Origin of the sequence: Alexandriicola marinus (assembly GCF_004000435.1) — a bacterium.
In the GTDB taxonomy this organism is placed as follows: Bacteria; Pseudomonadota; Alphaproteobacteria; order Rhodobacterales; family Rhodobacteraceae; genus Alexandriicola; species Alexandriicola marinus.
The window spans coordinates 25,442-50,169 of record NZ_RBVZ01000012.1 but is presented as its reverse complement, the minus strand read 5'-3'; the positions used below and the strand labels follow the sequence as shown (position 1 = coordinate 50,169).

The 24,728-nt window shown below is 59.4% G+C and carries 26 protein-coding genes; 20 read left to right on the top strand and 6 right to left on the bottom strand.

Going from position 1 to position 24,728, the window contains the following annotated elements:
• Position 1: 1 nt before the first annotated feature.
• From EP376_RS19780 to ccmI, 3 genes are read left to right on the top strand one after another with little or no spacing between them, the layout of a single operon-like run.
• Complete coding sequence (locus tag EP376_RS19780) at positions 2 to 568, top strand: DsbE family thiol:disulfide interchange protein (RefSeq protein ID WP_007803389.1); 567 nt, start codon at positions 2 to 4, stop codon at positions 566 to 568.
• Positions 565 to 1,038 (top strand): cytochrome c-type biogenesis protein, encoded by a 474-nt coding sequence (locus EP376_RS19775; protein WP_127657317.1) that lies wholly within the window; start codon positions 565 to 567, stop codon positions 1,036 to 1,038. The genes EP376_RS19780 and EP376_RS19775 overlap by 4 nt, the downstream gene beginning before the upstream one ends.
• Complete coding sequence (gene ccmI / locus EP376_RS19770) at positions 1,035 to 2,186, top strand: c-type cytochrome biogenesis protein CcmI (RefSeq protein ID WP_008327282.1); 1,152 nt, start codon at positions 1,035 to 1,037, stop codon at positions 2,184 to 2,186. Before EP376_RS19775 ends, ccmI begins: the two co-directional genes overlap by 4 nt.
• Positions 2,187 to 2,214: 28 nt before the next feature.
• On the opposite strand, the gene EP376_RS19765 is transcribed toward ccmI, so the two are convergent.
• A complete protein-coding gene (locus tag EP376_RS19765) occupies positions 2,215 to 4,344 on the bottom strand; it encodes a protein-disulfide reductase DsbD family protein (RefSeq protein ID WP_009807485.1) in 2,130 nt (709 codons plus the stop codon).
• A gap of 283 nt (positions 4,345 to 4,627) precedes the next feature.
• Positions 4,628 to 4,930, bottom strand: a complete 303-nt coding sequence (locus tag EP376_RS19760) for a DUF2933 domain-containing protein (protein WP_127657316.1) — start codon at positions 4,928 to 4,930, stop codon at positions 4,628 to 4,630.
• 155 nt (positions 4,931 to 5,085) lie between these two features.
• Here EP376_RS19760 and EP376_RS19755 point away from each other — a divergent pair, with 155 nt between their 5' ends.
• The 7 genes from EP376_RS19755 to EP376_RS19725 all read left to right on the top strand — a co-directional run bounded on the left by EP376_RS19755 (position 5,086) and on the right by EP376_RS19725 (position 10,666).
• The gene (locus tag EP376_RS19755) at positions 5,086 to 5,646 is read left to right on the top strand and encodes a L,D-transpeptidase (protein WP_009807486.1); all 561 of its coding nucleotides are present in this window, start codon (positions 5,086 to 5,088) and stop codon (positions 5,644 to 5,646) included.
• Between the two features lie 28 nt (positions 5,647 to 5,674).
• A complete protein-coding gene (locus EP376_RS19750) occupies positions 5,675 to 6,133 on the top strand; it encodes a c-type cytochrome (protein ID WP_007803401.1) in 459 nt (152 codons plus the stop codon).
• A gap of 369 nt (positions 6,134 to 6,502) precedes the next feature.
• The gene (locus EP376_RS19745) at positions 6,503 to 7,096 is read left to right on the top strand and encodes a c-type cytochrome (RefSeq protein WP_007803403.1); all 594 of its coding nucleotides are present in this window, start codon (positions 6,503 to 6,505) and stop codon (positions 7,094 to 7,096) included.
• A 2-nt stretch (positions 7,097 to 7,098) separates the two neighbouring features.
• On the top strand, positions 7,099 to 8,016 hold the full coding sequence (locus EP376_RS19740; protein WP_127657315.1) for a c-type cytochrome: 918 nt from the start codon (positions 7,099 to 7,101) through the stop codon (positions 8,014 to 8,016).
• Positions 8,017 to 8,059: 43 nt separating this feature from the next.
• Positions 8,060 to 9,454, top strand: coding sequence for a multicopper oxidase family protein (locus EP376_RS19735; protein ID WP_007803406.1), 1,395 nt, complete (start codon positions 8,060 to 8,062; stop codon positions 9,452 to 9,454).
• Positions 9,451 to 9,933, top strand: a complete 483-nt coding sequence (locus tag EP376_RS19730; RefSeq protein ID WP_007803408.1) for a c-type cytochrome — start codon at positions 9,451 to 9,453, stop codon at positions 9,931 to 9,933. Before EP376_RS19735 ends, EP376_RS19730 begins: the two co-directional genes overlap by 4 nt.
• Position 9,934: 1 nt before the next feature.
• On the top strand, positions 9,935 to 10,666 hold the full coding sequence (locus tag EP376_RS19725; RefSeq protein ID WP_009807488.1) for a DsbA family protein: 732 nt from the start codon (positions 9,935 to 9,937) through the stop codon (positions 10,664 to 10,666).
• Positions 10,667 to 10,708: 42 nt separating this feature from the next.
• On the opposite strand, the gene EP376_RS19720 is transcribed toward EP376_RS19725, so the two are convergent.
• Positions 10,709 to 10,909 carry a heavy-metal-associated domain-containing protein gene (locus EP376_RS19720; protein ID WP_007803412.1) on the bottom strand — a complete coding sequence of 67 codons (201 nt, stop codon included), beginning with the start codon at positions 10,907 to 10,909 and terminating at the stop codon, positions 10,709 to 10,711.
• A gap of 152 nt (positions 10,910 to 11,061) precedes the next feature.
• Here EP376_RS19720 and EP376_RS19715 point away from each other — a divergent pair, with 152 nt between their 5' ends.
• Positions 11,062 to 13,572 carry a heavy metal translocating P-type ATPase gene (locus EP376_RS19715; RefSeq protein WP_040182674.1) on the top strand — a complete coding sequence of 837 codons (2,511 nt, stop codon included), beginning with the start codon at positions 11,062 to 11,064 and terminating at the stop codon, positions 13,570 to 13,572.
• 12 nt (positions 13,573 to 13,584) lie between these two features.
• Positions 13,585 to 13,983: a Cu(I)-responsive transcriptional regulator gene (gene cueR, locus EP376_RS19710; protein WP_127657314.1), complete on the top strand. Its 399-nt coding sequence runs from the start codon at positions 13,585 to 13,587 to the stop codon at positions 13,981 to 13,983.
• A 21-nt stretch (positions 13,984 to 14,004) separates the two neighbouring features.
• On the opposite strand, the gene EP376_RS19705 is transcribed toward cueR, so the two are convergent.
• Together EP376_RS19705 and EP376_RS19700 are read right to left on the bottom strand one after the other, a co-directional pair.
• A complete protein-coding gene (locus tag EP376_RS19705; protein ID WP_203331067.1) occupies positions 14,005 to 14,769 on the bottom strand; it encodes a MauE/DoxX family redox-associated membrane protein in 765 nt (254 codons plus the stop codon).
• Positions 14,770 to 14,781: 12 nt separating this feature from the next.
• Positions 14,782 to 15,594, bottom strand: a complete 813-nt coding sequence (locus EP376_RS19700; protein WP_338068413.1) for a DUF305 domain-containing protein — start codon at positions 15,592 to 15,594, stop codon at positions 14,782 to 14,784.
• Positions 15,595 to 15,797: 203 nt separating this feature from the next.
• On the opposite strand from EP376_RS19700, the gene EP376_RS19695 reads away from it, so the two are divergent.
• The 4 genes from EP376_RS19695 (at position 15,798) to EP376_RS19680 (ending at position 19,101) form a co-directional block, all read left to right on the top strand.
• Positions 15,798 to 16,379, top strand: coding sequence for a L,D-transpeptidase (locus EP376_RS19695; RefSeq protein ID WP_127657313.1), 582 nt, complete (start codon positions 15,798 to 15,800; stop codon positions 16,377 to 16,379).
• Between the two features lie 125 nt (positions 16,380 to 16,504).
• Positions 16,505 to 17,767 (top strand): multicopper oxidase family protein, encoded by a 1,263-nt coding sequence (locus EP376_RS19690; protein WP_007803424.1) that lies wholly within the window; start codon positions 16,505 to 16,507, stop codon positions 17,765 to 17,767.
• Between the two features lie 113 nt (positions 17,768 to 17,880).
• Complete coding sequence (locus EP376_RS19685) at positions 17,881 to 18,393, top strand: disulfide bond formation protein B (protein WP_012187181.1); 513 nt, start codon at positions 17,881 to 17,883, stop codon at positions 18,391 to 18,393.
• Positions 18,394 to 18,435: 42 nt separating this feature from the next.
• Positions 18,436 to 19,101 carry a L,D-transpeptidase gene (locus tag EP376_RS19680; protein WP_012187180.1) on the top strand — a complete coding sequence of 222 codons (666 nt, stop codon included), beginning with the start codon at positions 18,436 to 18,438 and terminating at the stop codon, positions 19,099 to 19,101.
• Between the two features lie 76 nt (positions 19,102 to 19,177).
• Here the strand turns inward: EP376_RS19680 and EP376_RS23650 are convergent, their stop codons facing one another.
• Positions 19,178 to 19,735 carry a hypothetical protein gene (locus EP376_RS23650; protein WP_012187179.1) on the bottom strand — a complete coding sequence of 186 codons (558 nt, stop codon included), beginning with the start codon at positions 19,733 to 19,735 and terminating at the stop codon, positions 19,178 to 19,180.
• Positions 19,736 to 20,132: 397 nt separating this feature from the next.
• Between EP376_RS23650 and EP376_RS19670 the strand changes: the two genes are divergently transcribed.
• From EP376_RS19670 to EP376_RS19655, 4 genes are all read left to right on the top strand, one after another.
• Positions 20,133 to 20,741, top strand: a complete 609-nt coding sequence (locus EP376_RS19670) for an EF-hand domain-containing protein (protein ID WP_238928919.1) — start codon at positions 20,133 to 20,135, stop codon at positions 20,739 to 20,741.
• 140 nt (positions 20,742 to 20,881) lie between these two features.
• Positions 20,882 to 21,268 carry a DUF302 domain-containing protein gene (locus EP376_RS19665; protein WP_007803435.1) on the top strand — a complete coding sequence of 129 codons (387 nt, stop codon included), beginning with the start codon at positions 20,882 to 20,884 and terminating at the stop codon, positions 21,266 to 21,268.
• A gap of 105 nt (positions 21,269 to 21,373) precedes the next feature.
• Positions 21,374 to 22,294 carry a prolipoprotein diacylglyceryl transferase gene (gene lgt, locus EP376_RS19660; protein ID WP_007803438.1) on the top strand — a complete coding sequence of 307 codons (921 nt, stop codon included), beginning with the start codon at positions 21,374 to 21,376 and terminating at the stop codon, positions 22,292 to 22,294.
• Positions 22,295 to 22,429: 135 nt separating this feature from the next.
• On the top strand, positions 22,430 to 24,718 hold the full coding sequence (locus EP376_RS19655) for a copper-transporting P-type ATPase (RefSeq protein ID WP_222864283.1): 2,289 nt from the start codon (positions 22,430 to 22,432) through the stop codon (positions 24,716 to 24,718).
• The last annotated feature ends 10 nt before the right edge of the window (positions 24,719 to 24,728 follow it).

Below are 24,728 nucleotides of genomic sequence, written 5' to 3'. Positions count from 1 at the left end.
GATGAAACGTCTCATTGCCGGGCTGCCGTTTATTGCGGCGGTCATATTCGGGGGTTTTTTTCTCTGGGGGCTCAATCCCGACCGGGATCCCAACGAGATCCCTTCCGTCCTGATCTCGCAACCGGCCCCGGCGTTCGACCTCGATCCCGTGCCGGGGTTGGAGACACCCGGCCTGGCCCGAAGCGATCTTGTAGGCAACGAACGACCGGTCGTGGTCAATGTCTTTGCGTCCTGGTGCGTGCCCTGCCGCGCGGAACATGCCGTGTTGACACGCTTTGTCGAACGCGAGGGCATGCGGTTGTTCGGCATCAACTACAAAGACAAACCAGAAGATGCCGTGAAGTGGCTCAATGACCTCGGCAATCCCTACGAACGGATCGGGTCCGACCTTTCAGGCCGGACAGGGATCGAATGGGGCCTTTCAGGCGTGCCGGAAACCTTCATCGTCGATGGCGATGGTACTGTTCTGTTTCGCTATGTCGGGCCGGTCGTGGGTCCGGACGCCGTCGAACGGTTCACGCAAGCCCTGAAGCAGGCAGGCGCACTGCCAAAGGGAGCAGCATCATGAGACAGTTGATTTTCGCGTTTTGCATCGGGCTCTTTCCCTTTGCCGCCAATGCGGTCGAACCAGACGAAATGCTGACCGACCCGGTATTGGAACAGCGTGCGCGGGAGATTTCCAAGGATCTACGATGCGTCGTCTGTCAGAACCAGGACATCGACAGTTCGAACGCGGGTGTGGCGCGGGACTTGCGTCTGCTCGTACGCGAGCGCCTGGTCGTTGGAGACAGCGACGCGGAGGTGATCGAATACATACGGGCGCGGTACGGGGATTACGTGCTGCTGAAACCGCCTCTGGAGCCTGCGACCTACGCGCTTTGGTTCGCTCCGATCGCTTTCGTTCTGATCGGGGTTTTCGTTGGTGGCGGGCTACTGATGAGTCGGCGAAAGCAAGAGGCATTTGAAGACTTGGGCTCGGAGGATGAGAACACCGTGTCCGAAATTCTCAGGCAAAACGAAGCGAGGGATGCGTCATGATCTGGGGTATTTTCGTTCTTTTGACGCTGGTCGCAATCGGAATTGTCCTCTACCCGCTGCTGCTGTCCAAATCGAACACTCTCACCAGAGGGGATGCGGTACCGGCGATCCTCGCCGATCAGATGCGGGAAATCCAACGAGACATGGACCGCGGTTTGATTTCTGAACAGGAAGCTCAAGCGGCCAGACTCGAGATCAAGAAACGGATCCTCGCGACGACCCGCAATTCGGAAGAAAAAGCCGGATCATCCCGTAATGGTGGCAGAGTCACTCTCGTTGTCGCGGCGGTCCTCGCGCCGGTTATTGCCGCGGGCTACTATCTGACGATGGGATCGCCGGAGGTTCCTTCAATGGCCTTCGCTGCCCGTGCAGAGGAGCGGGCACAGACTGATGAAGTGACGGCGCTGGCAATACAACTTCGCGAAAGGCTTGTATCCGATCCGACCGGCGGCCCTAGCGAAGGGTGGATGCTGTTGGGCCAGACCTATCAGCGCATGGGCAGAGCAGCCGATGCCGTCGAAGCCTTCGAAGTCGTTGCCGAACGGGAGGATGCCACCTCCGCGACATTCTCCATGCTGGCAGAGGCTGTCGCGGTTGCCAATGACGGCGTTGTTATTCCACGGGCGAAATTGGCCATTGATCGCGCTTTGGACCTTGACCCATCCAATCCTGCGGCAACCTACTTCGAGTCTCTGTATTACTTTCAGCAAGAAGAGACGCGTAAGGCCTACGATCTGCTTGTTTCACGACTGAATCAGGAAGAGGCTTACGTTCCCTGGATGGAGACCTATGCAGCGCAGATCAACCGGATTGCAGCGGCAGCTGACCTTCCGGTCGTCAATCTACCCAGCGGGCCGACGTCGCAACCAGGCCCGAGTGCCGCAGATGTCGCGGCGGCGTCGGAGATGAATGACGCGGATCGCGCGGAGTTCATCCGATCGATGGTCTCGCGGCTGGCCGAGCGTCTTGAGGATGAACCGGACGATCTGGATGGTTGGATGCGGCTGGCAAATGCCTATACCGTCCTTCAGGAGCCCGATCGCGCCGTTGAGGCCTACCGCAAGGCTGAAGCGCTGTTGGAGCAGCAGCCCGCCAGTGATCCTCGGCGTGCGGCGGTCCGTGCCGCGCTTGAGCGGCTCGGCGGCTGACTACTGCTCGGTGTCCCGGTCGAGCAGGTCACTCCTGTCCGGCAACCTTTGCGGAAACATCCCGACCACTGGCTTGCGCCAAGGCGTTCATCACGTCCTCGGTTTTTAGCAATTCGGACAGCACAATGCCGTTCGGTGCCGATGGTCCGTAGACGGCATTGAAGGGGATGCCGTATCTGCCGAAACTCTCAAGGTAGCGGGAAATGCGCGTGTCCGGGCGTGTCCAATCTGCCTGCATCGCCGTGACTCCAGGCGCTTCAAGCGCGCTCCGGACTGGCTCCCGATCGATGATAAGTGTCTTGTTCGCTTTGCAAGTCAGACACCAGTCAGCGGTCACATCGACAAAAACGACCTCTCCTGCGGACACGCGTTTCGCTATTTCCGAACGATCAAATGCGATCCAAGCCATTGCCAACTGCGGCGTCGAACGCGCAGGTGCTGATTGCTGCAAGAGAGGACCTGCGGCAATGGCCAGGACAAGGCTGGCTATGGCAATAGACCACCTGAATTGGGACTGCACATTCGGGAGAGATAGTATCAGAACGGCGAGACCGGACAACGCCGCGACCGCGATGACAGACGCAAGCCCGGCGACACCGTCGAGCACCCAGAACAGCCACACGGCGGTTGCAAGCAACAAAACCCCCATGACGCTTTTGATGATCAGCATCCATCGACCAGGCTTGGGCATGAATGCGACCAGACGCGGGAACGCGGCGATGACGAGATAGGGCAGGGCGAGGCCGAGCCCGAGGCTCGTAAAGACGATGAGGATGTCCACGCCACGCCCGGCCAAAGCAAAGGCCACCGCGGTGCCGAGGAACGGTGCCGAACAAGGCGTCGCCATGACGGCACCGAACATGCCAGTGAAAAAGTCGGCGGAATACCCGTTGCGTCCTCCGGCCCCTGCAAGCCGCGTCTGCATGCCGTGTGGAAGGGCGAACTCGAACGCTCCGAACAGATTTGCCGAAAAGACGAGCAGGACAGCGATCATCGCCGCAAGAAACAGCGGGCTTTGAAACTGCAAACCCCACCCGACGCTGAGGCCTGCCGTCTGGAGCGCCCAGAGGACGAGCGCCAGACCCCACATGAACGTCATGATGCCGGCGCTGGCAGCGACGAAACCGAACCGGACACGGGTTGTGTCGTGATCGGTGTGTTTGAGCACAGACGACACCTTGATGGACAGCACCGGCAGCACGCAGGGCATCACATTCAGGATCAATCCGCCCAGCAGCGCGATCGCGGCAATCCAGATCAGTTCCATCATGTCCGGTGTCGTGGCGGCCAGTTCAAAGGGTGGTGCTATTCCTTGCGCCACGCGATCCGCGATGATCGTGAAGGCCCGGTTCTCGCCGTCGGTGACGGTAATCGACGGAGCCACTGTCACATCCGTATTCGACGAGAGGATCGGCAAGCGCGCCCAAAGCAAACGATCCTCTTCTCCCAAACGGATATCGGGTTTGCCAAGCGCAACACCCATACCCAGTTCGGGAAACACATCCGGCGACTGGAGTGGTTCATCGACGCGAAGGCTGACGATCAACTCCGTGAGGTCTTCGTCGATGAAGGCATTTGCCTCGCTGACGCCGCTCGTCTTGGCCCCTTCGGGGACGCGCTCGGAAAACGTACCGATCAGCCCAGCCGAAGTGCTGTCGATGACGTTGCCCCGTCCGAGGCGAAGTGACAGGTCAAACTCTTCCGGGACACAGACATTGGAGCACACCAGCAGTTTGACCTGCGCGGAAAGAGTCACAGGTGCGCCGGGATCTTTGAGCGTTATGCGCAGCGGAAAGACGACTTCACCCGCATAACCAAAATTTTCGATGCCGAAGGCGGTGAAGCGCGTCGGGGCGGGCCACATGAATTCGACATCTGCGACGTTTTCGGAACCGCTCCATTCGACCGAAGGCGGTATTCCCACCTCGCCCGCCGACCGCCAATAGGTCTTCCAGTTTTCGTTCAGTTGAAGGTGAAGCCCGGCTGACAGAGTCTGTGTGTTCTCGGGAACGCCGTCCTGTACACTAATGAGATGCGCGGTGAGTGGCGCGCTCTGGTATTCAGCAGAGGTTGCTGCCGCGACACTTCCAGAGACAACGGCCAGGAGCACGAAGGGAATAAGCAAAACCCGTCGCAGGATCAAAAGGCAATCGATCAAGATACCTGCTTCCTTCCCATATTTTCCGCAGATTTCGCCAGGACGGCGGAAATTGCGTCAAAGTCCACCTGTGGCAAAACCCTGACGACCGTCCGCACAGACAATTCGCGCAACGCCAGTCGCAGAAGATGAAAGGGTTCGACACCCATCCGGCAGAAGGTCTGACGCTTGCTTCGTGGACACGATAGCCTTCAGATCTAGGCAGTCTGCAAGGCTTCCCGCGCAACCTCCAAGTAATGTAACCATCAACAGCAATACGAATACCTTTGCTTTCCCTCGCACATCACTGCCTGTTGCGGGCGACGCTAGGAATCACGGAACTTATGGGCTCGGGCGCTTCCTCGATAGTATCGTTTGCCTTGTCGGAATGGCACGATTTCCCCATGAATCTATGCATCACAAGATGCGCTCCAACGCACAACAGGAGCGGGGCGAAAGCCGATGCATTGCCCCACATACCCGCAAGCGTTCCGCCAGCGAGAAAAAAACCGATCACGGGCAACAGCATCACAATGCAACACGCCATCATTCCGTAATGCATGAGCCTGTCTGTAATCGGCTTATTCTTGGGATTTTCGTCGTCCATGACACCCTCTTTGTCTCGTTCCTGGCGTCATTTGCGACCCTCCAGCAGGGTAAGGTCAAGGATACAAATGGATACACTTCTCGCGGCCTTGTCAGGTTGCCTGATGCCGGGTCTCCCGTAAAAGACATGTACAAACCGTAGGCTAGGAGTGTGTCATGACGACATCGCGAAACAACAAGATCAATCGACGAAGCCTGTTGGGGTATGCGGCTGTCGCTTTGGTTGCACCAAGCGTGGTTCGAGCCGAAACCATTCGCCGCAACATTTCTTCTTTCCGAGTTCATGACTGGCAAGACCATTTCGACACGCTCGGCAAAGGGATCATCATCTCAGACACCGTGACGATGGCGCTACAGCACTGGACAGCGGACGGCGAGATGCGGATTTACCCGACATCCGTTCCGCTGACCGACGAACTCACCAAACGCGGTTACACTGAAGTGGTGGAAAAACGCAAAAACCCCAGTTGGGCGCCGACGCCCTCCATGCGGGAACGCAATCCGGAATGGCCGGCACGTATCGAGGGGGGTGATCCGGACAACCCCTTGGGTACTCGCGCACTGTACCTGTCGTGGCAGTACTACCGTATTCACGGGACACAGGACACGCGCAAGATCGGCCGCCGGTCGTCAAACGGCTGCATCGGTTTGTTCAACGAACAGATCGAGGAAGTCTACGAGCGAGCGCCTGTCGGCACTCAAGTCAAACTCATCTGACCCAACGGGCAAGGCGGAAGATACAGGCATGGACAAATTAACTGCGCTGATTGGTGCCGTTTTTGTTATCGGCGGGGGTTTTGCCGTTTGGCAGTTCGTTGGAGCCGAAGATTTAGCGGTTGGCCACTCCATGACGCCACCTGACACAAGCGAGATTGCCGAAGGCGATCCGATCGTCCAGGTCCAGCTGCCTGACGCACTATCGCAGCAGGCGGCGCTTGGGAAGAACATATTCGAGGCAAAATGTTCCGAGTGTCACGGCGAAAATGCCGCCGGTCGCAACGGTGTTGCGCCGCCTCTCGTGCACAAGATCTACGAACCGAGCCACCATTCGGACATGGCTTTTGTTCTGGCAGCTCAAAACGGCGTCCGTGCACATCACTGGAATTTCGGTAATATGCCTAAGATCGAGGGATTGACCCAAGGAGACGTCAAGATGGTGGCCGCCTATGTCCGCGAATTGCAGCGGGCCAACGGGATCAACTGATGCGTTGGTCGAAGACGAACCGATGGATTCTGTCGGCCGTTTTCGGCCTTTTCCTTGTAGTACTCGGGGTGCCAGAGGCGCCGGTATATCATGGTGAAACGTCGTTGGGGCAGGAATACCATGGTCACGAAGACGCAGGGCCATCGACCGAGGCCTCTGGCCACTGCCATCCAGGCCTCGATTGTTCTGTCCCGGCAGCGTTATTGCTTCAGCCGAACATGGCGTACGAGCCTTCTTTTCTGAAAGCCGTCATGCAAGACGGCGCGATCCAACGAACCGAATTGCGCCCGATCAGCGATCCTCCACCGCCCCGACGGTGGGTCTGATTTCACATCGCTCGAAAAGCAGACCCAAAGAAGGATCGAAGACATGAAAAAGACGACTATCGTAGCGGCAGTGTTGATTGCAGGTACTGCGGTCACGGCATTCGCGCATAGCGGTGCCACCGGCATCGTGAAAGAGCGCATGGATGCCATGCTTGCAATGGGGAAGGCGGTCAAGACCGTGGCCCCGATGATGCGGGGCGAAACGGCCTATGACGCAGAAACAGTGCGCGATGCCGCGCGCCTGTTCCAGCAGCACGCCGGTGAGAGCATGACAAAGCTGTTCCCAGAGGGCACAGGGGGCATGCCCTCGGAAGCCAAGGACGAGGTGTGGACCGACTGGGAGCGCTTCGCGGCATTGGCAAGTCAGCTGGAAGAATACTCTGAGGGCCTGGAACGCGCAGCCGACAATGGATTGGGCGGCATGAGCGGCAATACCTCCATGGATGGCGCCTCGATGATGGGCGGCGGGTCAATGATGGGAGGCGATACAACCATGATGGGCGGGAGCACGATGATGGGCCGAGGCGACATGATGGATGCGGCCGCCATTGCCGAAATGCCCGCCGACGCAGCATTCGCGATGACGACCCAGGTCTGTTCCGCATGCCATGAACGCTTCCGGGCGGAAGAAGACTGACCATGCGCCGGTTCTTGACACTCGTCAGCGGGGCCGCCGTGCTGGGCGCGGCCAGCCTCGGCGTCGTGATTGCATGGCCTGTCGGCAGTGCAGTGACTCCGATTGCAATAGAGGGCAATGTCGACCGGGGCGCATATCTGGCGCGCGCCAGTGGGTGCATTGCCTGTCATACCAATTTTGAAGCGGGCGGCGCACCACTTGCCGGAGGGGCGCCGCTCGAAACCCCGTTCGGAACGTTCTACCCGCCCAACCTGACGACAGACCCGGAACATGGCATGGGCGAATGGACGGCAGAACAGTTCGCAAAAGCCGTGCGGCAAGGCATCGGCCCCGATGGAACGCCGTACTATCCGTCTTTCCCGTACACCTTCTATGCGGATTTTTCTGATCAGGATATCGCTGACCTCTGGGCGGCGTTTCAAACCGTGCCGCCCGTGGACGAGCCTGCACCAGAAAATGATGTCAGCTTCCCATTCGACCAACGATGGGGGCTGAAGCTCTGGCGAGCGGCGTTCTTCTACGATCCGGATACCGAACCGATTGAAGGGCGAAGCGACGCATGGAATCGAGGACGGGAATTGGTGCGCGGTGCGGCACATTGCGGAGCCTGCCATACGCCGCGCAATCTTGCGGGAGGCCGCGATATCGGTGCTTCCTTTGCAGGCAACGCCCAGCTTCCCGGTGGCAGCAAGGCCCCCGCGATACGGCCAAAAGACCTGGTCAAAAATGACTGGACGGTTTCAAACCTCGCTTATGCGCTCCAGACCGGCATCACCCCTTCGGGCGATGCTTTCGGCGGCAGCATGGCGGAAGTGGTTCGCGAGGGAACTCGGTTTCTGACACCTGTCGATCGCGAAGCGATGGCGCTTTTCCTGCTGAACAAGGACACGGTCGAGGCGGAGAACCCCGCGTCGAACTAACACCACGCGGGGGCAACACGCCCCCGCTTTCTCGAGGATCGAAATGAGACAAACACGTCGGGATTTCTTGCGCCATGCAACACTGGCGGCCTGCGCGGCGGCCATCCCGCAGTCGGCTTTTGCCGCGACCCCGTTCGAGGACCTGATTGCCAAGGTTGCACGTCGACAGCTTCTTCCGGACACCTACCCGGAAACAGAGATCTGGGGCTATGACGGCCTCGTTCCGGCCCCGGAAATCAGGGTCACACAAGGCGATCGGGTGCGTCGCAGGTTTCGCAACGAGGTACCCGATCCCAGTTCGGTTCACTGGCACGGAATCCGGATCGACAACGCGATGGATGGCGTTTCAGGGCTGACCCAAGAGGCCGTAGCGCCGGGTGGAACCTTTGACTACGACTTCGTCGTACCGGACGCGGGCACCTATTGGTATCACGCGCATAATCGCTCATACGAGCAAGTCGCGCGTGGTCTGCGCGGTGCCTTGATCGTCGAAGAGGTCGATGGACCGGACATCGACCGCGAGGAAGTCATCGTTCTGGAGGACTGGTTGCTCGACCCTGAGAGCGGGCAGCTGTTCGACAATTTCGAACAGCCCATGATGATGAGCCACGGTGGACGTACCGGCAACTTTATCACGACCAACGGGCGCTATGACCTGACCTTGCCCGCGCAGCGCAACGAGCGCATTCGCTTGCGGATCATCAACGCAGCAAGCGCTCGAATTTTCCCGCTGAGGCTCTCTGGATTCAGTGGCTGGACGGTGGCCGTGGATGGAATGCCAACCGGCCAACCCCAGTCGGTTGACGGCGAGTTGATCCTCGGCCCGGCACAGCGCGTCGACTTAATTGTGGATGTGACCGAAGACGAAGGCGGCACCGCCCAATTGCTTCGCATCGGCGATGATGATCAATTGACCCCGTTGGTGAGTTTTCTGGTCAACGGCACAGCCAGTTCAGTACCAAGAGGCAAGCCACTGCCGTTGCCGCCGAACCCCGCGGCACACGCCCCGGACCTTGCCGATGCGCGTGATTTGCGACTGGTCATGTCCGGCGGGGCAATGGGGCGAATGCAGTCCGCATTGCTTGGCGGGGAACGTCTTGGATTCCGTCAGCTTGCCCAAGCGGGCAAATTCTGGGCCCTGAATGATGTCGCCGAAATGACCTACACGCCACTGGCCGATCTATCCCTGAACGAGCCGGTGCGCCTGAAGATCGAGAACCAGACCGTTTTCCCACATGCGATGCACCTGCACGGGATGCATTTCCGCGAGCTGCGCCCCGACGGCGCGTTCGGGCCGATGCGGGACACGATCCTGTTGGCCGGCAACGAGTCCCGGGAGATCGCCTTTACGGCAGACAATCCCGGCAAGTGGCTGTTCCATTGCCACATGCTCAGCCACGCCGCATCTGGCATGACAACCTGGATACGGGTCACATGAGATATCTCGTTTGGTCCCTTCCGATCACTGTCGCAGCAGCCGCCTTCACGTATTGGCTCTCGACCAGTGCATCCTCGGATGTCGGCAGCGCGTCCAGGGCGGAGAGCTACGACATCGAAGAAGGCGCGTTGCTCTACGCAGAAAACTGTGCGTCTTGTCATGGCGCGGGTCTGGAAGGCCAGCCGGAATGGCGAACGCCCGGCGCGGATGGGCGCCTGCCAGCACCACCACATGATGAGACGGGTCACACCTGGCATCATCCTGACAGCCTGCTCTTCGATTACACAAAACTGGGGGGTGCGGCGCTTCTGGCGCGTCAGGGCGTCGAATTCGACAGTGGCATGCCCGGTTTCGCAGACGTGCTGACCGACCAGCAAATTCACAACATCCTGGCCTTCATCCGGTCCACCTGGCCAGACCGCATCCGCGAAGTCCAGGCCGCGCGGACAGAAGCCGACGAACAACGGGGAGAGAACTAAAATGCGTTTCAGACAAGCCTTCACGACGGTCGCGATAGCTGCCTTGCTTCCGATACCGGCACTCGCGGACGAACTGTCAGAGTCCCGGGTCAAGGAACTTGTGCTCGAGGCAATCCGCGAGAACCCGGAGATTGTCATGGAGGCCGTGGCGATCCTCGAACAAAGGCAGGCGCAAGCGCAGGAGCTCAGTCAGGCCCAAGTTCTGAATGACCAGCGCGATCTAATCGAGAACGATCCGAATGCGCCGGTTCTCGGCAACCTGGAAGGGGACGTCACTGTTGTGGAATTCTTCGACTACAACTGTCCCTATTGTCGGCGGGTCAAACCCGAGGTGCGGGCTTTGATCGAAGACGATCCCAACATTCGCCTCGTCTATCGTGAATGGCCCATTCTCGGAGACGGATCGGTGTTTGCCGCGAAAGCGGCCTTGGCAGCGCGCAAGCAGGACAAATACGAAGAGTTTCACTGGGCAATGATGGGGCTGGAAGGCCGCGCGGAAGAGGCCTCCGTGCTGCGCGTGGCCGAGGAGATCGGCCTGGATATCGCGCAGTTGCGCAAGGACATGGAGGCCCCCGAGGTCGAAGAGCACATTGCGACCTCCATGCAACTGACCCAAGCTCTGGGCTTTAACGGCACGCCGTCTTTCGTGATCGGGGATGCACTGGTCCCGGGCTTCGTCGAAAAGGCGCAGCTTGCCGACTTGGTCGAGGAAGCCCGCAAAGTCGAAGACTGAAATTCTGTGCCCGGACCACCCTTGGGTGGTCCAGGCACTGCATCAAGCGGCCGCAGGTTCCACGTTGTAGCCCGCATCCCGAATGATCGCTTGGACCTGATCGGCTGGTAACACGCTGTCGACATGCACCTGTCGGGCAGAAAGGTCACATTCTACGCCTGCATTCGGATCTGCGCTCTTCACCGCGCTTTCGATTGCTGCGGTGCAATGCCCACAGCTCATGTCCGGAACGCTGAACTTCATCGGAACCACTCCTTGATCTGATTTCTATCGGTGACATGGGGCTTCCCCCCGCTGGAAGGTCAAGTGAAGAAATTTATTTGGCGCCCTCCCATTGACCCTCCAGTAACTGGAAGCCTCATATTCCACTTCGAATGGAAAAACAGGTGACACATATGCCCGAACCCAAACAGATCAGCCTGCCGATCGAAGGCATGTCATGCGCGTCCTGCGTTGGCAGGGTCGATCGCGCATTGAATGCAATCGACGGCGTAGAGGATGTGTCGGTGAACCTTGCCTCGGAAACTGCTCGCATGAGCGTGGACGCGCTCAAGCGCATTCCCGACATCATCGAATCCCTTCGCGAGCTGGGCTACCCCGCGCGGAAGGCCAGGGCCGAACTCACGATTGCAGCGATGTCCTGTGCCTCTTGCGTCGGGCGGGTCGATAAGGCGCTTGCCGCGGTGCCCGGGGTGGTCGAGGTGAACGTCAACCTCGCCTCAGAGACGGCGACGGTCGTTTACGTCGAAGGTCTTGTCACGACATCCGATCTGATCGAATCAAGCGGCGCGGCAGGGTATCCAGCAACCGTGGCAACGGCCCAGGCCGGTGACGACAGAGTTGCGCGCAAGGAGGAAGAGGCTCAGGCGCTTGCCAAACGGGTCACCTTTGCGGCCATCCTCGCCTTGCCGGTCTTCCTGATCGAAATGGGTGGCCACGTCATTCCGGCCGTTCATATGCTGATCGAGACCACGATTGGCCAGCAGACGAGTTGGCTTCTTCAGTTCGTGCTGACGACAATCGTTCTCTTCGGCCCGGGCCGGACGTTTTACACCAAGGGTTTCCCGGCCTTGTTCCGGGGTGCCCCCGACATGAACAGCCTCGTCGCGGTCGGCACCGGGGCGGCTTACCTTTATTCCGTGGTTGCGACATTCGTACCGTCGGTCCTGCCTGACACGCTGCGCACCGTCTATTTCGAGGCGGCAGCGGTCATCGTCGTTCTGATCCTTCTGGGGCGGTTTCTTGAAGCGCGCGCCAAGGGGAGAACGGGCGCGGCCATCCAGAAGCTATTAGGGCTTCAGGCGCGGACTGCACGCGTGATGCGGGACGGAGAAAGCGTCGAGATCGAGATCGATGCGCTGGTTCAGGGTGACATCGTCATCGTGCGCCCTGGTGAACGCATCGCGGTCGATGGCGAGGTCATCGAGGGGACCAGCCGCGTCGACGAAAGCATGCTGACAGGCGAGCCGATCCCCGCTGAAAAAGGTGCCGGAGATACGGTGACCGGCGGGACGGTCAACGGCGCCGGAAGCCTGCAGTTCCTCGCCACGCGGGTCGGCGCCGACACGACCCTGGCGCAGATTATTCGCATGGTCGAAGAGGCCCAGGGCGCCAAACTGCCGATCCAGGGATTGGTCGACCGGATCACCTTGTGGTTCGTGCCTGCCGTGATGGCGATCGCGGCGGCGACCGTGCTGGTCTGGCTGTTTTTCGGGCCTGATCCGGCCCTGACGATGGCGCTGGTCGCCGGTGTGTCGGTGCTCATCATCGCGTGCCCCTGCGCGATGGGGCTTGCGACGCCGACCTCGATCATGGTCGGGACGGGACGTGCTGCGGAAATGGGTGTCCTGTTCCGTAAAGGTGACGCCTTGCAGCAACTTGATTCCGTTGATGTGGTCGCCCTCGACAAAACAGGCACGGTGACCGAGGGGCGACCCGCACTGACTGACCTTGTGCTGGCGGAAGGGTTCGATCGCCCAACAACGCTCTCGAAGATCGCTGCCGTGGAGTCGCTCTCCGAGCATCCTGTCGCGGACGCCATCGTGCGGGCCGCGCGGGCCGAGGGCGCACCTCTTGTGGCGGCCGAAGGCTTTCAATCGGTCACAGGTTACGGCGTGCGCGCCGTGGTCGAAGACGTGGAGGTGTTGGTTGGGGCCGACCGCTACATGGCGCGCGAAGGCATTGACGTCTCGGCATTGGCTCCAGAGGAAACGAAGATCGCAAGCAAGGGTCGCACGGCGCTTTACGCTGCCATAGATGGGCGTGTCGCCGCCGTGATCGGCGTGGCCGATCCGGTCAAACCGGCAAGCCGCGCAGCCATCGCAGCGCTGCACGAAAAGGGTCTTGCGGTTGCGATGATCACCGGCGACAAACGCGAAACCGCCGAAGCCATCGCCCGCGAAACCGGTATCGACCACGTCATCGCCGGCGTCCTGCCGGACGGCAAGGTTGCGGCGCTCGACAGTTTGCGCCAAGGGAACAAGCGCATCGCCTTTGTCGGCGACGGGATCAACGACGCCCCGGCGCTGGCGCATGCCGATGTGGGCATCGCCATTGGAACCGGCACCGATGTGGCCATCGAATCTGCGGATGTCGTCCTGATGTCGGGCGATTTGCGCGGCGTGGTGAACGCCTTCGAAGTATCGCGGCGGACCATGCGCAACATCCGGCAGAACCTGTTCTGGGCCTTTGCCTACAACGTGGCACTTATTCCGGTCGCTGCCGGGGTGCTTTATCCCGCCTTTGGGTTGCTCCTGTCACCAATCCTTGCGGCGGGTGCGATGGCGTTGTCCTCGGTGTTTGTCCTGACCAATGCCCTGCGGCTGCGGCGCATCGCGCCTGCGATGGACGAGCAGCGCGCAATCCCGGCAGAGCTGGCAGCCGCCACTCCTGCTCCAGCAGAATAACGGAGGTTCGACATGAACATCGGAGACGTTGCCCGACAATCGGGTGTGCCCCCAAAAACAATCCGCTACTACGAGGACATCGGCCTGATCCGCCCGAACCTTAGCGAGAACGGCTACCGCGCGTTCACCGAGAGCCACATTCACAAGCTGGCGTTTCTGGGTCGCGCACGGGCCTTGGGGTTCACCATCGAAGATTGCAGGACGCTCCTGTCGCTCTACGAGGATGAAAACCGCGAAAGCATGCAAGTGAAGGCGGTTGCGGAAGACCATCTGCGCCAGATCGAGGAAAAGATCGCGAAACTGCAATCCATGCGCGCGACGCTCGCCGAACTGGTGGAAAAATGTGCCGGGGATCACCGGCCCGACTGCCCCATCATCGAGGATCTGTCGCCGGAGCGGTTGGCCAAGTGACAGGCAAGAAGGGGCTGTACCTCAGAACCAGATCGCGCGGACCGGCATCCAGATACCCATGAAGATCATCATCAGGTTTTCCGTCAGCGAAATGAACCCCAGCGGGACGGAACTGTCACCGCCGACGCAGGCGCATTTCAGCTCTCTCTTGTCGATATAAACAGCCTTGAACACGCTGACAGCGCCGACCGTGCCGATAAACAGGGCGACAGGCGCCGAGAGCCACAGCAGCGCGCCGGCAGTCATCAGGACACCTGCCAACGCTTCGCCGAACGGGTAGACCTTGCCGTATCGCACCCATTTGCGCGCCAGCAGATCGTAGTTGAGGAACATCGTCGAAAACCCTTCGACATCCTGCAATTTCTGGATCGCGAGAATGGTCATGGACAGCGAAATGAACCATTCGAACCCCCGCAAGGTAAGGATCGATCCGTACTGGTGCCAAGACAGGCCCAATGCCAACAGCGCGGCAACGGAAAAGATCGCGATGACCGGCTGGTAGGTCGTGTCGCTTTGCTCTTCCTCGGGTGGGTCAATGTCGAAAAACACCCTGAGATCATCGTAACCGCCGATCCGTTCGTCCCCGATGAAAGTCTGCGGCGTCGTCTCGACCCCGTGCTTCTCCATGAAAGCATCGGTGTCTTCACGGGTGTCAAGCGGATGGTCTTCCACCTCGAAGCCTTGCCGCTCCAGCAGGTCTTTCGATTTCAGACCGTAGGGGCAGACATGGCCCGGCATGACCATGCGATAAAGCTGCGCGGATTTACTGTCTGTGTCGCGGGGCATGTCCTTTCCTCCTTATCCGCTGCACGTAAGTTGACCACGGAACCCGGCTTCGTAGTCGGTTCCCGCGCTGACGATCAGATCGGTCAGGTCACCGTTCGTCTCTGCGATCTCGGCCGACAGCGGGCCTTCAGAAAATGCATTTTCGCCCTGCGCATTCAGGCGCACCAGATCACCGCTGATCTTCATTGCGGCGGCAGACCCTTCGCCGGTTTCACCAGTCACCAGTACAGCCGGACTGTCCGAGGTGTAAGCAAAGCGGCAATTTCCGCCATTCGGGAACACCGCAGCGATTTCGTCTTCCGTCAGAAACTCAGGATCGACCTTCGACACGACCTCCGTTTGAAGCGCCTGTTGCGCATCCACAACCTGCGCCGGCGTTTCGCTTCGCGTGGCCGATGCTTCGCCGTTTGCTCCAATGTCAGCAATAAGGTAGCGCATTTCGGCGATTTCCTTGTCCTGCGCATAGATAATGTCGTCTGCGAGCCCCCGGACGCGCGGGTCGGTGATCTCGGCACGAGTCGACGTCATGATGGCGATCGAGTGGTGCGGGATCATGGCGCGCATGTAGGACCTGTCCTGTACCGTGAATTGCCCGCGAACCAGCCAGAGGCTCGCCGCGAAAAGGACTATTGCGCCAACGAAAATCGCGATGTTGGCTTTGGTGTTCTGATACATGGACAACATGTACGCCAACATGATCACGGCCATGGTCGCCCCCATCAGGATGGCCATGTAAAGGCGTGTCTCCGAAAAGAAGATATGGCCCCAAAGATAGGTGTTCAGGTACATCAGAACGAACATGACCACGGTCGATGTTCCGATCATCATAAAGAATCGTGAGTAGTGCATTTCCAGTCACCTCCTTGCAGTTCTCTGTAAAACAACAACATTCCAGCGCTGGAGAGTTCCAAAAGCACGAATTTTCGTAGTTTCAAGGCAACAAAGGCGCGTCGTTTGCCCCGGTTCACGGCTTCTTTTCTTTGCCCCTGACGCGCACTGAATTTTCATGGGTCCGAGGAGATCGCGCCATGCAGAATTTCACGAGACGAGAATTGATTTGTGCCGGAGCGATGGGTTGCTTTCTGCCCACAACTGCCTGGGCCCACAAAGTCAAATTGCCCGAACGGTTCGAACCACAATTGGTAAACACCCGTCGTGGTGACTGGGTTAAAGGCGATGTCCACGTCGTTCCCGACGATTTTTTCCTTTATTTCATGCTCGAGGACGGGATGGCGATCCGCTACGGGGTCGGGGTAGGGCGCAAAGGTTTGTACGAACCCGGAGAGTTCACGGTAGCGCGCAAGGCCAAATGGCCATGGTGGCGGCCAACGAACGCCATGATCCGGCGCGAGCCACGCAAATACGCAAAGTACAAGGATGGACTGAAAGGCGGGCCAAACAACCCGCTCGGGGCCCGCGCGCTCTATCTCTACGATGCCGAGGGACGCGATACCTTTCTTCGCATTCATGGAACGAACGCCCCGGAGACAATTGGGTCTGCCGTGTCGAATGGATGCGCGCGGTTGACGAATGAACATGTGAAGGATCTGTACGAACGCGTTGAAATCGGCGCCCGCGTCTTCCTGTATCCCAAAGTGACAACGGCGTGAGGAGTGTTCTGTCGCCTTGAAGTTCCTCTTCCGGAAATGGCACAAGTGCGGCAGTTGGCGAAAGCCAGTCTATCATTCATGAGGTGACGGAATTGTCTTTGAGCCGGAGGTCTTTCCTTGGCGGGATGACCGTTGCGCTGGCTGGTACCCGCTTGCCAGCAGCGACACACGAGTTGATCCTCGCGCCCCAATCGATCAAGGCGCACCTTGCTGGGTACGACGTGTCGATGTTGGGCTTCAACGGTGGTCTGCCGGGCCCAGAAGTCAGAATGCGACAAGGACAAACCGCCCGCATTACCCTCGATAACCGATTGGAGGAGGGCGCTCTCGTTCACTGGCATGGGTTGCGGGTTCCAAATCGGATGGATGGTGTCAACGTCCTCACTCAGGATGTGGTCATTCCGGGCGACTCGTATCGTTATCAATTCGGCGTCCCGGATGCCGGCACGTATTGGTATCACTCGCATTACCTGTCTTACGATCAGGTCAGCCGCGGTCTTTTCGGCGCCTTCATCGTCGAGGAGCAAAATGCGCCGGCTGTCGACCATGACATCGTTGTTCAGTTCTTCGATGTCTTGCTAGATCAGTCCGGGCAGTACGACGAAGCGTTCAACCCGGCCCACTTCGCAACCGAGGGCCGTATCGGCAATACGGTCACGGCACTTGTTTTCAATGGAACCGGCAAGACTGTGAAACGAGGCGACCGTCTGCGACTGCGTCTCATAAATCCCTCTATCGACAGGGTGTACCGTGTCGGCCTGGATGGTTTGATAGGCAAGATCGTTGCACTGGATGGCATGCCTCTGGCGCATCCTCGGACGCTCGAACCGATCCTTCTCGCTCCGGGGCAAAGATGCGATGTGATTGGTGATGCGACCGGGCCTATTAGATTCGACGACAGCTTTGGAGAACAGACGTTGAGCCTTGGCGAAATCGCTGTTTCCGGTTCCCGTGAGCCCGCGAAAGCGCCCATCACCGCATTGCCCGCCAACCGAATGCCCGCCCCGAAAGACCCCGGCCAAACCGCGGAGCTGGTGCTCCAGGGAGGTGCGGGAAGCGCGTCCCATAACGGCACAGGGACATGGGCGCTCAATGACGTATCCGGCCTGCCTCGAAGGCCTTTCCTATCCGCCGCGCAGGGGACGACCGCGCGCATTTCGATCCGCAACGAAACCGGGTTCCCACACGTCATGCATCTGCATGGCCACCATTTCTGGGAACTCGATGCGGCGGGTGAAGCCGGTCCATACCGGGACTCGACCTATCTGGATACCGGCGAGACGCGGGATATTCTCGTCGTCCTGGACAATCCGGGATCGTGGATGCTGCATTGCCACATGTTGAGCCACCAAGCCGACGGTATGGCAACGTGGATCAGAGTCGGCTGAGGGTCGAGACGGATACATACCGTTACAAATCTCTGAATGATAACAGGCCTTTCGCCGTCTACGTAACCTGACAAGCGAGAAACAGGTCCATCGACTGCCAATGGGAGCGTTCATTGACCCTGACACCAAAATCTCTCGGCATGACTGCGGCGGCAGGATCAGCCGCCTTGCTGTTGGGGGCCTTCGTTTTCCAGGCTCTTGGGTACGCGCCGTGCGCAATGTGCATCTGGCAACGCTACCCACACGCAATCGCCATTGGAATGGGCGCTCTGTTGCTCTTTGCTCTGCCGATTTTGCCAATCCTGATAATCGGTGCCCTGTCGGTACTCAGCACATCCGCGTTGGGAGTGTTTCATACCGGTGTCGAGCGCGGCTGGTGGGAGGGACCGACTTCTTGCACGGGATCCGGCCTCGATGTTTCCCAAATGTCGGTATCGGAATTGCTGCCCTCTGCCAGTTCAAATACGTCCAATCTTGTTCTGTGCAGTGAGGTTGTCTGGGAATTTCTGACGTTGTCCATGGCCAGTTGGAACGCGATCCTAAGCGGTGTCCTTGCTTGCCTCTGGTTGGTCGCGATCGCAAGACATCAAAAGGTTCGGTGGCATGGGGTCGCGGACGTTTCTTGAATCGTCCCGCATTCATCGAAAACAAACAAAGGGCTTCGCTTCATGGTTACAAGACGACACTTCCTTGCACTTTCCGGCTCGCTGTTTTCAGCGTCTCTGAGTTCGCCAGCATTCGCTAAGACCTGGCCGTCAACAGCCGAAAAAGCAGCTTGGGATGCGCAGATCACGCCCGCCAACTATGACCCGGCAACAACCAACCCATGGGGGCTGCATCCCAGGCTGCTGCCGCAACGCGTTTTGGCGAATGACGGTTTGCGCCCGGGTGACATTCACGTCGATGCGATCGCGCGCTATCTGTACCATATCGAGGAAGGTGGCACCGCGATGCGATACGGGGTGGCGATTGCCAAGGGCGATCTCTATGAACCCGGCACCTATACGATCCGCCGAAAGGTCGAATGGCCGCACTGGACGCCAACGCAGTCAATGATCGAACGCGATCCGGAGGCTTACGAGCGGTTTGCCGACGGTATGGAGCCCGGCCCCAACAATGCCTTGGGCAGCAGGGCTTTGTATCTATTCGTCGGAGATCGGGATACGTACCTTCGAATTCACGGAACGCCGAGCCCTCGCAGCATTGGCGGCCGGGCCAGTTCGGGATGCGTGCGCATGGTGATGGCCCACATCAATGATCTCTATCCGAATGTCGCTGTCGGATCGACGGCGTTCCTTTACTCGGCCGAAGACAGCGTTACCGCTCGAAGCTAACCTATTGCATCTTTGGCTCACACGCCGAGGACTGCGTCGTGCAGGGACATCTTCCAATGAATTGTTGGACGAACACTCACGGCTGTGTCGCAAGTGAACTTTCGAACTGTGCGATCGCTACGGATTTGTCGTCCTCATCGTTCTCGAACAGCTTTGTGGTTCGCACGCCCGGCAACTTGCCAAAATCCGCCATCAGGCGCTTTGGAAAAAATGTGCGTCCGATGGATTCAAATCCTGGTAATTGTCTGAGTACCGCGGAGGTACTGGCACTACAAAAACCGGAAGCGGCTGGGCCGCTGGCAATTGCAAGGCGCAAAGCCTGCTCCGCGACTTCGGGAGACACATCGATCTCTTGTATGACGACATGGTAGGTCTCGCGAGCATGAGCCCGCGCATAAAAATCGGCCACTTGTGGAGTAATGCCATAAAGCACATCTCCCCGTTCCGGTACAGCGCTCAGCCGGACCGTTCCTGCCGGATCGAAGATAACACGCTGCGACCCATTAATCATGACGCTGCTATGCGCACCCGCCCCGGACCTGTTGTTGATCATGGTGTACAACGTCAGCGCGGCCGGTCCATCGTGACGGTAGGATGCGCTACTGATGACTTCGGCTGAAGCATCCGGGCGCATGTCGTTTCCTGCACCGCACCCCGCCAAAATTACCAAGGTTAGAACTGAGAAAATGCGGTTCAAAAAGAGCACCCTGCAGCCTCCTGCCATGGGTTGAATGATTGAATTTTCGGGATATTCAGGGCCTCTAGCAATCTCGACATCAACTCTTCCGGATTTCACCTCTACCGAAACATGGGTTCGGTTTCGGTTGGTATACGGATCCTCGACACCTTTTTTTCTGGATATCGCATGTTTCAGATGAAGAGGAGCGTTCGCCCCGAATTGATTTGTCGCAATTTGTAACAGACCCCGCCTTTGTGACCTCGCGATACAAAACACCGGCTCGCGTGGCATTCCGCATCTGCAGGTGCCCCCCATATGCTGGGTATCGCAACACTGACACGAGGTGATCGAAATGAAACGCAACACTTTACTCGCTGCAATGACCCTGGCTGCAACCGCCCTTGGCGGTGCCGCATTCGCGGACGCCAACCACGGGCGTGGGGGACAATTTGGCGCCCAGAGCGGACCAGGCATGATGCAGAACGGTGGTCCCGGTATGATGGGGAACATGGGCGGAATGATGGACATGATGAAGCGCATGCACGGAAACATGATGGGCGCAGGCATGATGGGCGAAGGCATGGGCAGTGGTATGATGAGCCCAGGCATGGCTGGCGGCATGATGCAAATGTTCGACACTGATGGAGACGGCACAACGACGCCGGAAGAAATGCGCACGCAGCTGCAGGCCAAGCTTTCCGAGTTTGACAGCGACGGGGATGGAAGCCTCTCGATTACCGAGTTTGAAGCTCTCCACAGCGCGATGATCCGCGAAATGATGGTGGATCGCTTCCAACACCTCGATGCCGATGGCGACGGCGCGGTGACGCCGGAAGAGATGGCCGCTCCTGCCGATAGGATGGAGCGGATGCAGATGATGCGGTCGAATATGGCAGATGCGCCTGCGCGGCCTGGCAACGGTCAGGGCATGGGCAACGGCTCCATGATGCAGGACAACTGAGCCAATGGGTGCCGGTTTTTTTCCGGCACCCGTCCTCACAACCCCAAAACCATTCGCGGTCGGGACATTGAACCGAACCGCGACCTGAACCGTTTAGCCTCGGTATGCCAACAAATAGAGACACGGAAAGGAAAATTCCCATGGCCTATACCTATGATCGCGTCCTGAAAGACACCAAAATCGATGACGCAGAGATGCGTGTTCGGGATGCTTTGGCAGACAAGGGCTTCGGCGTTCTGACTGAGATTGACGTCAAAGCGACGATGAAAAAGAAACTTGATGCGGACATGCCGCCTTACCGCATCTTGGGGGCCTGTAATCCGGGCATGGCGCACAAAGCCATCGAGATCGAGCCTCGCATCGGTGCGATGCTTCCCTGCAATGTTATCCTGCGGCAACTGGACGGCGACACCGAGGTCAGCGCGGTCGATCCTGTCGCTTCGATGCAGGCGGTGCAGAACCAAGACCTGGACGCGGTCGCCGGCGAAGTCCGCGATCTCCTTCGGGACGCCCTCGACACCGCGTGATGGCGGGATGGGCGTTGGATGCCCTGTCGCAGATCGAGCGCCTTTAGCGGTGCTCGATCAATGCCATCTAATCCCCACGTAAATTCCTGATGAGGAACTCACCCAGTGCTGCCAGCGGGATTGCCATTTCCGGATATTGGAACCGACCTCTTCTCCTTCGACATCGGGGGGGTCACATTCGCACTCCGCTGGTACGCGCTAGCCTATATCTTCGGTATCCTGATTGGCTGGCGCATTTGTTCGAGTGCCATAAGCCGTCCCGCGCTCTGGACGTCAGCTGGACCGCCGCTTGACCGAACGCAGATCGAAGATCTTCTGACGTGGATCATCATCGGCGTGATTGCTGGTGGTCGCCTGGGCTTTGTACTGTTCTACCAGCCCGCATATTATCTCGCCAATCCCTTGGAAATTCTGATGGTCTGGCAAGGCGGCATGTCTTTCCACGGGGGGTTCGCGGGAGTTGTCATCGCGGCCTTGCTGTTCTGCCTTAGACAGAACGCGTCATTGCTCAGCACTGGCGACTTGCTGGCTTTGGCAACACCACCAGGCTTGTTTCTTGGAAGGCTGGCGAACTTCACCAACAATGAGTTGTGGGGGCGTCCAACGGACGTTCCCTGGGCGGTGATCTTTCCCGGCGAAGTCGCGCAGGCCTGCCCAGGGGTTAGCGGCCTCTGCGCCCGACACCCGTCCCAGCTGTACGAGGCGGTATTGGAGGGGCTCATTCTTGGAATACTGCTCATTTATCTCGCTTGGGGCCGGGGCTGGCTGAAAATGCCCGGTGCCTTGGCTGGCGTGTTTCTGACCGGCTATGGTCTTGCCCGAAGTTTCGTCGAGATGTTCCGGCAACCGGACCAACAATTTGTGACGGCGGACAACCCGATCGGCCATGCGCTTCATTTTGGTGAGTGGGGTTTGACCATGGGCCAGTTGCTCTCCATGCCAATGGCGCTGGTCGGGCTGGCGTTGATCGTGTTCGCCCGGCGGGAACGGGGCCGGACAGCGCCACCCCGCAGAGCCGCAATGTAATCGCCGTACTGATCTCTCTTGACCCTCCCGCGGATGGAAGCCCTAGGCAAGAGAAGCATTCTCGGAAAGGACCGCAAAATGAGCACTCCCGACAGTTCTGAAACCACAGCAGCTTCTTCGGTATTCGTTTGCCCCATGCACCCTGAGGTGCGGCAGGACGAGCCCGGCAATTGTCCGAAATGCGGGATGCACCTCGTGCCGGAATCGGAGCTCGAGGTCCATTCAGCACATGATCATCACGAACACCACGCGGGTGCCACGCCGGCCGATGGCCGATATGATCTGGTTCCTACAGGACATGATGGTCCCATTTTCACCTGCCCGATGCACCCTCAGGTGCGGCAGCCTGATCCGGGCGCGTGTCCGATCTGCGGTATGGGATTGGAACTGGAATCCGGTGTGCCGGGCGATGAAGGTCCAAATCCCGAACTGGTGGATTTCACACGGCGGTTCTGGGTCGGCACAGTCCTGACGATCCCGCTCCTTGTCCTCACGATGGGGCCATTCGTCGGTTTCCCCGCAGTCCGGACTTTTTTTGGCGAAAGCACCACACAATGGATCGAATTGATCCTGGCAACGCCAGTGGTCTTGTGGTGCGGCTGGCCGTTTCTGGAACGCGGATGGATTTCGTTCCGCACATTGAACCTCAACATGTTCTCCCTGATCGGCATGGGCGTTCTTGCCGCCTGGCTCTTCAGCGTCGTTGCCGTTCTCGCACCGGACATATTCCCTGATGGGTTCCGAGACTCCGAAGGCCATGTCGGCGTCTATTTCGAGGCGGCGGCGGTGATCGTGACGCTGGTGCTGCTCGGCCAGGTGATGGAACTACGCGCCCGCGAGGGGACCGGCAAGGCGATCCGCGCGCTTCTCGACATGGCGGCAAAGACCGCGCGGGTCATCCGGGACGACGGATCCGAGGAGGAAATCCCGCTGGAGGACGTGCAAGTCGGGGACCGGCTGCGCGTGCGGCCCGGTGACAAGGTGCCGGTCGATGGCGTGGTTCTGGACGGCCGGTCCTCGGTCGACGAAAGCATGATCTCCGGTGAACCCGTGCCGGTCGAGAAGACCGAGGGCGACCCGCTGACCGGCGCGACGATCAATGGCACCGGCAGTCTGGTGATGGAGGCGACGCGTGTCGGGTCCGACACGATGCTGGCTCAAATTGTCGAGATGGTGTCGAACGCGCAGCGCTCGCGCGCCCCGATCCAGAAATACGCCGACAAGGTGGCGGGATATTTCGTTCCGGCCGTCATCGGTATCGCGGTCCTGTCCTTCATCGCCTGGGCGATCTGGGGGCCCGCGCCTGCGCTTTCCTACGCATTGATTTCGGCGGTGGCGGTTCTGATCATCGCCTGTCCTTGTGCGCTTGGCCTGGCGACACCGATGTCGATCATGACAGCGACAGGACGGGGCGCTCAGGCAGGGGTGCTGATCAAGAACGCCGAGGCGCTGGAGCGGTTCGAGAAAGTCGATACCCTGATCGTCGACAAGACCGGCACGTTGACCGAAGGCAAGCCGCGGCTTGTCGACGTACTCCCGCAACCCGGCCACGACGAAGCCGAGGTCTTGCGTCTCGCCGCATCGCTTGAGCGCGGATCGGAGCACCCCTTGGCCGAAGCGATCGTCAGGGGTGCGGAGGAGCGAGATGTCAAAATGGACGAGGCACGGGACTTCGAGGCGGTCACTGGCAAGGGCGTCAAGGGGGTCGTTGACGGCAAAGCGGTCGCGCTCGGCAATTTGGCGATGATCCGCGAATTGGGGCTCGAGGCGGGCGCGTTGACCGCCAAGGCCAATGCCCGCCGCGACGAAGGCGAGACGGTCATGTTCGTTGTGCTGGATGGCGAGATCGCCGGTCTAGTTGCTGTCGCCGACCCAGTGAAGGAGACCACGCCAGAAGCCATCGAGGATCTGCATGAACTGGGGTTCCGCGTCATCATGGCGACCGGCGACAACGAACGCACGGCCAAGGCCATCGGCACGCGGCTCGGAATCGATGAGATCCGGGCCGACGTGCTGCCGGAGGACAAGGCGCGGATCATCCTTGAGTTGCAAGAGGCGGGCCACAAGGTCGCCATGGCCGGGGATGGCGTCAACGACGCCCCCGCGCTCGCGCAGGCCGATGTCGGCATCGCCATGGGCACCGGCGCCGATGTGGCCATCGAAAGCGCGGGCGTCACGCTGGTCAAGGGCAACCTTGATGGTATCGTGCGTGCGCGGCGGCTCGCCCGGGCCACGATGCGCAACATCCGCCAGAACCTGTTCTTCGCGCTGATCTACAACGCCTCCGGCGTGCCGGTCGCGGCGGGAGTTCTGTTTCCCTTCTTTGGCATCCTCATCAGTCCGATGTTTGCTGCCTTCGCCATGAGCGCGTCGTCAATCTCGGTGGTGCTCAATTCGCTGCGCCTTCGCGGCGTTCGTATCTAGAAGCGCGCAA